Below are 9,598 nucleotides of genomic sequence, written 5' to 3'. Positions count from 1 at the left end.
CCGCTGATCCAGTCAGCGGGGCGTCGTCGTCAGGGGCTGTGTCAGGGGGTATGTCAAGGCCGGACCCGCGTCAGACGAAGTCGAGCACCATGAAATGGGGGTTGTCGACCAGCACTTCCATGCGGGTAATGTCGTCGAGCACTACCATGCGCTCGCCGCGCTCTGTCTTCAGCGACAGACACTCCTCGCGATCCTCGTTGAAGGCGGTATCCAGTGCCTCGCCGTGCTTCTCGTCACCGTCTCGCAGCGACAGCTTGACCGGAAAATGGTACAGGCAGGCGATTTCGATATTGTCATAGAGATGGCAGGCCACCATGTTCATGCCCTCCCTGCTTCCGTGGGGGAATGGAAGACGTCGTCATGACGTCACACGCGACGCATCCTGCCTTTGGTCTAGCCCAGGCACCAGCCCGCCACCATCTAGCTGCTCAGTTGGAGTTAAATCCATCGGAAAGCACTAGTATTCTGATTCAACCAGGCCACTGAGACGCCGCTATTACTGTTCTCTTTCGGTGCTCATTGGACAGCGGCCCCTGCGCCGTAGCGCAGGGGCCGCTGTTGCAGCGAACCAACGATGGTGAAGCCGGTCGCGGACGTCAGCGCTTGAGCAGCTCGCGCACGTCCTTGGCCTCCCAGTGGGGGAAGTACCTGCGCACCAGGGCGTTGAGTTCCAGCTCGAAGCCGGTCCAGTCGACCTGCTCGGTAGCGCCGCCTTCGACACTGGCCGCACCGCGAATCATGCCGGCGCCCACGGTGACGTTGGTCAGCCGGTCGATGACGATAAAGCTGCCGGTGCCAGGCACCCGCGCGTAGTCATCGATGGGCACCTCGGCGGTCAGCGCCACCCGGCAGCGGGCGATGGCGTTGAGCTCGAGTCGCTCGGCGCCATGACGCTCCAGGCTGTTGACGTCGACCTGATAGTGGATGGCGTCGACGTGGCCTGCCACCGCACGCCCAGCCATGCGGATATCGTACTGACGCCCAGGCTCGAGGGCGTCGTCGTGCATCCACACGATGTCGGCGTCGAAGGCATTGGACAGGGTGATGTCGGCGTCCGCCGCCACCAGCCAGTCGCCACGCGAGATATCGATCTCGTCTTCCAGGGTCACGGTGATGGCCTGGCCCGGGTAGGCATCGTCAAGATCGCCTTCGAAGGTGACGATGCGCTCGACCCGGCTGAGCTTGTTGGACGGCAACGCCTTGACCGCCTGGCCGGGGCGCAGGATGCCCGCCTCCAGGGTGCCGGCGTAGCCGCGGAAGTCGAGATTGGGGCGATTGACGTACTGCACCGGAAAGCGCAGATCGCTCAGGTTCTGGTCGCGGCTGACCTCCACGGTCTCCAGAAGCTCCAGCAGCGCCGGGCCCTGGTACCAGTCGAGGCGCTCGCCGCGATCGACCACGTTGTCACCCTTGAGCGCCGACAGCGGCACGAAGTGGATGTCGCTGGCGTCGAGCTGCTCGGCGAAGGCGCGGTAGTCGGCGACGATCTCGTCGAAGCGCGCCTGGGAGTAGTCGACCAGGTCCATCTTGTTGACCGCGATGACCAGATGCTGGATGCCCAGCAGGTCGGCGATGAAGCTGTGACGACGGGTCTGGGTCTGCACGCCATAACGGGCGTCGATCAGGATCACCGCGAGGCCGGCGGTGGAGGCACCGGTGGCCATGTTGCGGGTGTACTGCTCGTGCCCCGGGGTGTCGGCGATGATGAACTTGCGCTTGTCGGTGGAGAAGAAGCGATAGGCCACATCGATGGTGATGCCCTGCTCGCGCTCCGACTGCAGACCGTCGACCAGCAGCGCCAGATCCACCTCTTCGCCGGTGGTGCCCTTGGTCTTGGAGGCCTGGGTAATGGCCGCCAGCTGGTCGTCGAAGATCATCTTGGAATCGTGCAGCAGGCGACCGATCAGGGTCGACTTGCCGTCATCGACGCTGCCGCAGGTGATGAACCGCAACAGGTCCTTGTTTTCGTGCTCGTGCAGATACTGCTCGATGTTGTCAGCAATCAGACTGGACTGGTGAGACATGCTGTACCCCTGATGGTGACCCGACGTCGTGCTGGACGCCGGGCCCTTGATCTGTCATCTGCGTCCTCGCTCCCGATCACTGTCGGCCGGAGCAAGGCGCGTGGCTGCGTGCGTTCGGTGCCGGCGTCAGAAGTAGCCTTCGCGCTTCTTCTTCTCCATGGAACCGGCCTGGTCATGATCGATGGCACGGCCGGAGCGCTCGCTGGTACGGGTCAGCAGCATCTCCTGGATGATCTCCGGCAGGGTCTGAGCCTTAGACTCCACCGCACCGGTCAGCGGATAGCAGCCCAGGGTGCGGAAGCGCACCCACTTCTGCTCGGGCTCTTCGCCCTCGGCCAGGGGCAGGCGCTCGTCATCGACCATGATCTGCATGCCGTCGCGTTCCACCACCGGGCGCGGGGCGGAGAAGTAAAGCGGCACGATGTCGATGTTCTCGAGGTAGATGTACTGCCAGATATCCAGCTCGGTCCAGTTGGACAGCGGGAAGGCACGGATCGACTCGCCCTTGTTGATGCGGGCGTTGTACAGATTCCACAGTTCCGGACGCTGGTTCTTGGGGTCCCAGCGGTGGTGGCGGTCACGGAAGGAGAACACCCGCTCCTTGGCACGGCTGGCCTCCTCGTCGCGGCGGGCGCCACCGAAGGCGGCGTCGAAGCCGTACTGGTCCAGCGCCTGCTTGAGGGCCTGGGTCTTCATCACGTCGGTATAGCCGCTGGAGCCGTGGTCGAAGGGGTTGATGCCGGCGGCACGCCCTTCCTCGTTGGTGTGGACGATCAGCTCCATGCCCGCTTCCTTGGCCATGCGGTCGCGGAAGGCGATCATCTCGCGGAACTTCCAGGTGGTGTCCACGTGCATCAGCGGGAACGGCGGCGGGCCAGGATGGAAGGCCTTGCGCGCCAGGTGAAGCATCACCGAGGAGTCCTTGCCGATGGAGTAGAGCATCACCGGGTTCGAGAACTCGGCGGCCACTTCACGGATGATATGGATGGACTCCGCCTCGAGCTGCTTGAGGTGGGTCAGTCGCTTCGGCGTGAGCGACGCCTGGGCGGCGCGCTCACGGGCTGGTGCGGAAAGGCTGGTCATGGCCGGACACCTCGCATGACGGGAAAAGTGGAGATGTCAGCGAGGATACTGCGGGGCGAGTAATAACGTAAAAGAATTAATAACTATCTTTTTAGAACCAAGCGTAAGACTCCTAGATATCGACGCGCTCTACCCAGGTCTGCCACTCTCCCTCTCGTTTCAACTCCACCACCCGGTAGCCGGGGCGCGACGCCTCGTCCACGGCGAAGTCCTCACTGCCGGGCAGGAACTGGTCAGAGGTGGAGGGACAGGCGTAGACGTCGACCCTTCCATGGGCCAGGGACATCCCGCCATGGAAGGCCTGATGCACATGACCGCACAGCACCATCTTCACCTGGGGATAGCCGTCCAGCACCTCCCAGAAGCCGTCGGCATCTACCAGGCCCAGGGCGTCGATCCAGGCGCTGCCCACCGCCAGCGGCGGATGGTGCATGGCGATCAGGGTCGGGCGATCGTCCTCGGCCAGACGCGCGCCAAGTGCGGCCAGAGCCTCTTCTCCGAGCTGCCCGGTGGCCTCGCCGACAAGCTGGGTGTCGAGCTGCAGAAGCCGCCAGTGGCCGGCCTCGACCTCGGGCAGGATGTCCCGCTCGGCCCCCATCAACGCCACGTCGTCGTGGTTGCCGGGAATCCAGAACCAGGGACAGTCGAGCTCGCTCAATCGCTCGGTGGCGAGCCGGTAGGCGGCCTCGGACTCATCCTGACTGATGTCACCGGTGACCAGCACCAGGTCCGGGCGGTCGGCGTCCACCGCCTTGACCACCGCCTCAAGCTGATGGGCGGGCAGGCCTCGGCGCGAGCGCGCCATCGGGTCGGCGTACAGGTGGCAATCGCTAATCTGGATCAGGCGCATGGAGATCTCTCGACGGGCGGCAACGGCGAACCGGCTCAGGGCAACTGCGGCAGATCCAGCGAGTGGCCGTGGGCCAGCCCGTGATCGAGCCATTCGCCGAGGAAGCGATTGATCTGCAGCTTCTCGTCGGGCTGGTGCATATGCGCGTTGGGATAGCGGTAGCGGCCATCGAAGTGGCGCCGGCGCTGAAAGTCGGTGACCTCGGCCATGCGCACATCGTGATAAAGGTGCACGCGCATGCGCGGGCTGTCGATGACGCCGTCGAGGATACCCTCCTGGCTGACGCGAATGATGCTGGTATAGGGCGCCAGCTCTTCGACATGCAGACGCAGGGCACCGAGTCGACGCTCGCCGTTGAGCAGTTCGACCTCGCGACTTTCGCCCTCTTCCAGCTCGCCCAGCAGGCGCGTCAGGCGGATGTAGTTGGCCGTGCACTCGCTCTGCAGGGTGCGCAGATCGGTGACGTAGGCGCTGCGTTGGGTCACGCTACCTCCTTGCTCTCAACGACGCCCGTTCGGCGGCCAGCCAGTAAAAGCCGATCAGGCACATGGCGTTATCGAGTCTCCCTTGATTGAGAAGTTCCCAGGCACGATGAAATGGCAACACATGGACGCGGATATCCTCGTGCTCTTCGTCCAGGCCATGCACCCCACCCAGTCCGCTGGTATCGACGAGACCGCAGAAAAGCGTCACACGTTCGTCGCAGGCACCCGGACTAGGATAGTAGCTATGCAGCAAGATGAGGTCCCCGACCTCGCAACCGGCCTCCTCGAGGGCCTCGCGACGGGCCACTTCCTCGGCAGACTCGTCCTTGTCGACCAGTCCGGCCACGCACTCGAGCTTCCACGGGGTGTGGGCGTCTTCCATTGCGCCGGCACGGATCTGCTCCACCAGCACCACGCTGTCGCGTTCGGGGTCATAGAGCATGACGCCCACGGCGTCGTGCCGGCTATGCACCTCGCGCACCACCGCCTCGCTCCAGCCACCTTCGAACTTGCGATGGCGGAAGGTCAGCTTGTCCAGACGAAAGAAGCCCTGGTGCAGGCAATCGCGTGACACCAGTTCGACGTCCTGGGCGGTAAAGGGGGCATCGATGTTGCTCGTTTCCGGCATGGGGACCTCCGCAGACAGATCGGCCCATTATCCGGATCGGTCAGGGGCCCCACAAGGCGAGTCCAGGTGGGGCCTCCTGTCAAGGCGGGAAACGACAGGGAAATCGGCGCGGGTCAGAGCTCGTTGAGCGCCTGATCATAGCTCGTTGAGCAGGGCGCGCGCCTCGGCCTTGAGCGCCTCATCAGAGGCTTCGCGTCCGGCGCGAACCGCGCCGGCGATGGCCTTTTCTGCGTGCTGGCGGGCCTCGGCGTCGCGGCCCTCGTCGGCCAGGTAGGCGGCGTAGTAGTAGTTGACGTCGATACCGCCGGGGCGAATCGTCAGCGCGCGCTTGAACATTTCCTCGGCCTTGTCGTCATCACCGAAGGCCACCGGCCAGCCCGGAGCACGGTCATACAGCGCCCCCAGGGTCACGTAAGCCGAGCCATCGAGGCCGTTGGCGTCCAGTGCGATGGCCCGCTCCAGCGCCCGCCGCGCGGCCTTGGCGTTGTCCAGCGCGCCGAGCCCGCCCTTGGCCTTGGCCAGGGACGCCTCGATGATGCCCTCCCAAACCAGCAGCTCGCTGACGTTGGGATTGGCCGAGCTCAGCTCGTGGGCCTCGGCGGCCAACGCCGTCAACGGGGCTTCCTGGGCCGACAAGGCGCTCGAGGTGGTGACGCTTTCCCAGCGGTTCCTGAGCTGGTCGAGCTCACCCTGCCAGGCCAGCGCCACGCCGCTGGCGAGGCAGGCGGACAGGGTAACAAGCGTCAGTGCCGTCGTGGCCAGCAGCCGACGCGGGCGTCGACGCAACGCGGTAGATGGAACATCAGGCGAGGCGGAAAACAGGGTTCGTGACATTTGGCGGCTCCGGATACTGTTATTGTGATGCACCCTGATGCTGGGTGGTCATGGTGGGCGGCCGTAGTGCGCAGTCAGGCTGAGCGATCAGGCCAAGCGATGCCGAGCACTGACCCAGGCGTTGTAACCCGATACGGAAAGCCACACGCGTTCTGGCGCCCTCCCCGAAATGTAACGAACGTTTGATTTATTCGCCAGTCGCATTCTTCGTCGACCGCTCACTGCATCGCTCCCCTGACCTTTCCCCCACCACCCAAAGCGCTTGCGACCTGACCCAAGTCGCGGCACCCTCGTGGACCTTGTCTGATTCAACGACTCACCGAGGATCGCCATGAAAGGCCGCAACATGACTCGCTGGCGTGACCCGGCGAAGGATCCCCGTCAGGAACCCAAGAGCAACCTGATTACCCTGGAAGGTGCCGAGCGCCTGAGGGGCATTCTCGACCACCTGAGCCGGGTCAAGCGACCGCAGCTATCGGCCAAGGTCGGCGAGGCGGCGGCCCTTGGCGACCGCAGCGAGAACGCCGACTACACCTACAACAAGAAGGAGCTCAACCGGGTCATCGGTCGCATTCGCTACCTGACCAAACGCCTGGATGAGTTGCAGGTGGTGGACCGCCTGCCGGCGGACACCGATCGGGTGTTCTTCGGCGCCTTCGTCACCCTGGAGGACGAAGACGGTGAAGAGATGTCACTGCGCATCGTCGGCCACGACGAGACCGACACCAGCAAGCGCTGGATCAGCGTCGACGCGCCGCTGGCCAAGGCGCTGCTGGGCAAGTCGCTGGACGACGAAGTGACGGTGGCCGCCCCCGGCGGGGAGACCACCTGGCTGATCACCGAGATCCACTACCGCACGCCGGGTCAGAAGACCTAGCCCAGCAGGCACTTAGCCCGGCAGGTACCTAGCTAGCCCCTGGCGAGGCGGGCACGGTAGACCCGAAAACGGCCATTGTCGGCCAGGATCTCGAAGCCGCCGAAGGCCTTCTCCAGGGGATCTGCGTAGGGCAGGAAGGCGTTGGCCACCAGGATCAATTGCCCGCCTGGCGTCAGGTGCTGGGGCGCCTCCTGGATCAGACGGGCCGCCGGGCCGTAGTCGATGGAGCGCTCCTGGTGAAACGGCGGATTCGAGACGATGGCGTCGAAGCGACGACCCGCCAGCGCCGAGTAGACGTCGCTTTCCAGTGCCTCGCCGTTTAGCCCATTGGCCGCCAGCGAGCGCTGGGTCGCTTCCACCGCAAAGGCGCTGACGTCCACCGCGGTGACATCACGCCCCTGCTGTGCCATCCAGGCCGCCAGAATGCCGTCACCGCAGCCCATGTCGAGCACCTGGCCCCGGGGCAAGGCGGTCTCTAGCTGCTCGATCAGAAGCCCCGTGCCCTCGTCGAACTTGCCGTGTCCGAAGACGCCTGGATGGCTTGCCAGCGTCAGGCCGGCGGCCTCGAAACGCGTCCACACCGCTTCCGGATCGAGGGGCTGGGGCGCCGAGCGGGTCGCGAACAGCGAGCAGCGCCGGGCGCTGTCGAGCTTGCGACAGCCCATGCCCAGAGCCGCCAGCACCTTGAGTACCCGCTTGATGCCACCCTGGTGCTCGCCCACCAGTTGCATCGGCGTGCCTTCGGGCAATACCTGACACAGCCACAACAGCCACCACTCCCCTAGGGCGTGGGACTTGGGCCAGAACAGCACCACCCCCGGCGGCGACGACGCCTCGGGCGAGAACGGCGACAGCGCCGGGCGCCCCTGGGCCTGCCAGGCGGCACGCACCGACACATCGGCGCTGATCAGGGTCCCTTCGCCCTGCTCGAGCCAGCTATCCCGAGGCGGCGCCACCCACCACCAGCCGCGATAGTCGGCGTCCTGACGCTCGAGCAGTTGGCACACCGGGGTTTCGGCACTCATGTCGGGGTCTCCTCACGGGTGTCAGCGCCGCCGTCGCGCGGCGATGGACGCTCCTCGGGGTCGGCCGGACGGCGGAAGGTATAGAGCAGATAGCGGCCCAGCCGCCAATGGGGGTCCAGGCGGCAGTAGGCGTGCTCCAGCGCCACCAGCTTGTCGAGTTCCTTGTCGTTCTGGGGCGGGTGGCGCAGGTAATCGTGGAACACCCTGATCCCCGCCACGCCCTCGCAACGAAGCCCGGCGGCTTCGGTCCAGGCCATCACCTGGTCATGGGTCAGCGGCGAGATCGGTGTCAGCCGCTGGCGCTGCCCCTTGCCCTCGAGCCGATCCTCCAGCGCCTTGTCCAGGTTGCCCTTGACCACGTTGGACAGCCGCAGGGCGTCGCGGTTGAACACCATCAGCGACAGTTGAGCCCCCGGCGCCATCAGCGCGGCCAGGCGATCGATGGCCGCCCTGGGGTCGCCCAGCCATTCGAGCACCGCGTGGCACACCACCAGCGGCCAGGGCCCGGGGGCCTCGCCCGCCAGGTCCTGCAGCGGCGACGTCAGATAGCGGACCCGGGACGCCTCGACACCCTGGGCGTCGATCGCCTCCCGGGCCCGGTCGAGCATTTCGCCTGCGGGCTCGGCCAGCGTTACCGCATGCCCACGCTCGAGGAACCACTGGGCCTGCTGACCGAGCCCCGCGCCCACGTCCAGCACCGGCTGGCCTTCGAGATCGAGCATCTCCGGCAGCAGACGGTCCAGCAACGACAGGCGCAGCTCGCCGCGCAGGTGCCCGTAGAGCGACGCCGAGAACTTGTCCGCCAGTCCATCGAAGTGGCGATCGCCATGGACAGACAGCGGCGCGCCGCCGGACGCATGACCAGCAACAGAAGCGGCAGCATCAGAAGCAGCGACAGAACCAGCAGCGGGAGTGACGGCAGCGTCACTCGTGGGGTGTTGAGACATCGAAAACGCCAGACAGGTGTGGATAACAAAGAGCCGTGGCGCGCATTCTACCGAGCCAGGCCAGCGCTGACACCCGCCCGGATCACCTGCCCAGCCACCTTCCTCGCCACCGTCCCAGCCACCTTCCCTGCCAACTGCGGGTTTATCTTGGCGAGTCAGCCGCTTATAATGCCGCCCCAACGCCCTCTTAGCTCAGCAGGATAGAGCAGCCGCCTCCTAAGCGGCAGGTCGCAGGTTCGAATCCTGCAGAGGGCGCCATGTCAGATCTGCGATCCATGCCCCCTCCCCTGACATTCCGGCGCTTTTTTCCCCAATTATTGATCCTGGATATTGCTGCAAGCCCTTCCTGCCCGGGCTCAACCGTACTTTTGCACCTCATCAATCCTGCTACTTAAAGATGACCCACGCCTTGTCTATGGCTCAGCTCGGTGTTGGCACAAGATCGACACCGGCCACCAGATCGACAACGGCAAACGGCCCGTAGAGGAGCTTTCAGCGACCTCGACCGGCAGGAAACCCAACAGGTCGAACATGACATTGAGCAGAAAAACAGTTGGCCGCTATCGGTGCTCTCTTCCTCAAGCTGCTACCGCTACCTCACGCCAGTGACAAGTATTGAGTAGAGATCCCCGCGCTAAGCGGTGAAATACCGCGAGAGGCCATCCAAAGCGACATGGCGACAGCGAGACGCCTGAAGGAGCTGGAGGCAACTCTGGCAAGCGCCCTACCCATCAACCCCGCCATAGGGCGGAGTTGATCCGTTTTGAGCCCTATCTGACGCACAACTCTAGACGTCATCGACTAGAGCGCTCCCCTGGCTCACTAGCGCCCAGTTGCCACCATCC

At 64.9% G+C, this 9,598-nt stretch carries 10 protein-coding genes and 1 tRNA gene; 2 read left to right on the top strand and 9 right to left on the bottom strand.

Annotation, left to right across the window (positions count from 1 at the left end):
• Window positions 1–70: 70 nt before the first annotated feature.
• The 7 genes from RBB39_RS22295 to RBB39_RS22265 all read right to left on the bottom strand — a co-directional run bounded on the left by RBB39_RS22295 (window position 71) and on the right by RBB39_RS22265 (window position 5,904).
• On the bottom strand, window positions 71–322 hold the full coding sequence (locus RBB39_RS22295) for a Rho-binding antiterminator (RefSeq protein WP_231498472.1): 252 nt from the start codon (window positions 320–322) through the stop codon (window positions 71–73).
• Between the two features lie 274 nt (window positions 323–596).
• Window positions 597–2,024 carry a sulfate adenylyltransferase subunit CysN gene (gene cysN / locus RBB39_RS22290; RefSeq protein ID WP_306169423.1) on the bottom strand — a complete coding sequence of 476 codons (1,428 nt, stop codon included), beginning with the start codon at window positions 2,022–2,024 and terminating at the stop codon, window positions 597–599.
• 126 nt (window positions 2,025–2,150) lie between these two features.
• Window positions 2,151–3,107: a sulfate adenylyltransferase subunit CysD gene (gene cysD, locus RBB39_RS22285; protein ID WP_045994523.1), complete on the bottom strand. Its 957-nt coding sequence runs from the start codon at window positions 3,105–3,107 to the stop codon at window positions 2,151–2,153.
• Between the two features lie 112 nt (window positions 3,108–3,219).
• Window positions 3,220–3,957: a metallophosphoesterase gene (locus RBB39_RS22280; protein ID WP_222568126.1), complete on the bottom strand. Its 738-nt coding sequence runs from the start codon at window positions 3,955–3,957 to the stop codon at window positions 3,220–3,222.
• A gap of 35 nt (window positions 3,958–3,992) precedes the next feature.
• A complete protein-coding gene (locus RBB39_RS22275) occupies window positions 3,993–4,442 on the bottom strand; it encodes a DUF1249 domain-containing protein (RefSeq protein WP_045994525.1) in 450 nt (149 codons plus the stop codon).
• A 1-nt stretch (window position 4,443) separates the two neighbouring features.
• Window positions 4,444–5,070 carry an NUDIX domain-containing protein gene (locus RBB39_RS22270; protein WP_108131435.1) on the bottom strand — a complete coding sequence of 209 codons (627 nt, stop codon included), beginning with the start codon at window positions 5,068–5,070 and terminating at the stop codon, window positions 4,444–4,446.
• 135 nt (window positions 5,071–5,205) lie between these two features.
• Entirely contained in the window at window positions 5,206–5,904 is a 699-nt protein-coding gene (locus tag RBB39_RS22265; RefSeq protein WP_240184294.1) for a hypothetical protein, read from the bottom strand.
• Window positions 5,905–6,235: 331 nt separating this feature from the next.
• Here RBB39_RS22265 and greB point away from each other — a divergent pair, with 331 nt between their 5' ends.
• Complete coding sequence (greB, locus tag RBB39_RS22260) at window positions 6,236–6,781, top strand: transcription elongation factor GreB (protein ID WP_306169422.1); 546 nt, start codon at window positions 6,236–6,238, stop codon at window positions 6,779–6,781.
• A 32-nt stretch (window positions 6,782–6,813) separates the two neighbouring features.
• On the opposite strand, the gene RBB39_RS22255 is transcribed toward greB, so the two are convergent.
• The gene (locus RBB39_RS22255; RefSeq protein WP_306169421.1) at window positions 6,814–7,806 is read right to left on the bottom strand and encodes a methyltransferase; all 993 of its coding nucleotides are present in this window, start codon (window positions 7,804–7,806) and stop codon (window positions 6,814–6,816) included.
• The gene (locus RBB39_RS22250) at window positions 7,803–8,753 is read right to left on the bottom strand and encodes a methyltransferase domain-containing protein (RefSeq protein ID WP_306169420.1); all 951 of its coding nucleotides are present in this window, start codon (window positions 8,751–8,753) and stop codon (window positions 7,803–7,805) included. The genes RBB39_RS22255 and RBB39_RS22250 overlap by 4 nt, the downstream gene beginning before the upstream one ends.
• A gap of 181 nt (window positions 8,754–8,934) precedes the next feature.
• On the opposite strand from RBB39_RS22250, the gene RBB39_RS22245 reads away from it, so the two are divergent.
• Window positions 8,935–9,011: transfer RNA gene (locus RBB39_RS22245), tRNA-Arg, on the top strand.
• Window positions 9,012–9,598 lie beyond the last annotated feature (587 nt).

This window comes from Halomonas sp. MMSF_3323 (genome assembly GCF_030733595.1).
GTDB lineage: Bacteria > Pseudomonadota > Gammaproteobacteria > Pseudomonadales > Halomonadaceae > Halomonas > Halomonas litopenaei.
The sequence above is the reverse complement of the archived record's forward strand: the minus strand, read 5'-3'. Positions and strand labels throughout refer to the sequence as shown.

Bases quoted from the DNA above. Each gene is read 5' to 3' on its own strand.
- greB (WP_306169422.1), top strand. From the start codon at position 6,236: ATGAAAGGCCGCAACATGACTCGCTGGCGTGACCCGGCGAAGGATCCC.
- RBB39_RS22295 (WP_231498472.1), bottom strand. From the start codon at position 322: ATGAACATGGTGGCCTGCCATCTCTATGACAATATCGAAATCGCCTGC.
- RBB39_RS22250 (WP_306169420.1), bottom strand. From the start codon at position 8,753: ATGTCTCAACACCCCACGAGTGACGCTGCCGTCACTCCCGCTGCTGGT.
- cysN (WP_306169423.1), bottom strand. From the start codon at position 2,024: ATGTCTCACCAGTCCAGTCTGATTGCTGACAACATCGAGCAGTATCTG.
- RBB39_RS22270 (WP_108131435.1), bottom strand. From the start codon at position 5,070: ATGCCGGAAACGAGCAACATCGATGCCCCCTTTACCGCCCAGGACGTC.
- RBB39_RS22280 (WP_222568126.1), bottom strand. From the start codon at position 3,957: ATGCGCCTGATCCAGATTAGCGATTGCCACCTGTACGCCGACCCGATG.
- RBB39_RS22265 (WP_240184294.1), bottom strand. From the start codon at position 5,904: ATGTCACGAACCCTGTTTTCCGCCTCGCCTGATGTTCCATCTACCGCG.
- RBB39_RS22255 (WP_306169421.1), bottom strand. From the start codon at position 7,806: ATGAGTGCCGAAACCCCGGTGTGCCAACTGCTCGAGCGTCAGGACGCC.
- cysD (WP_045994523.1), bottom strand. From the start codon at position 3,107: ATGACCAGCCTTTCCGCACCAGCCCGTGAGCGCGCCGCCCAGGCGTCG.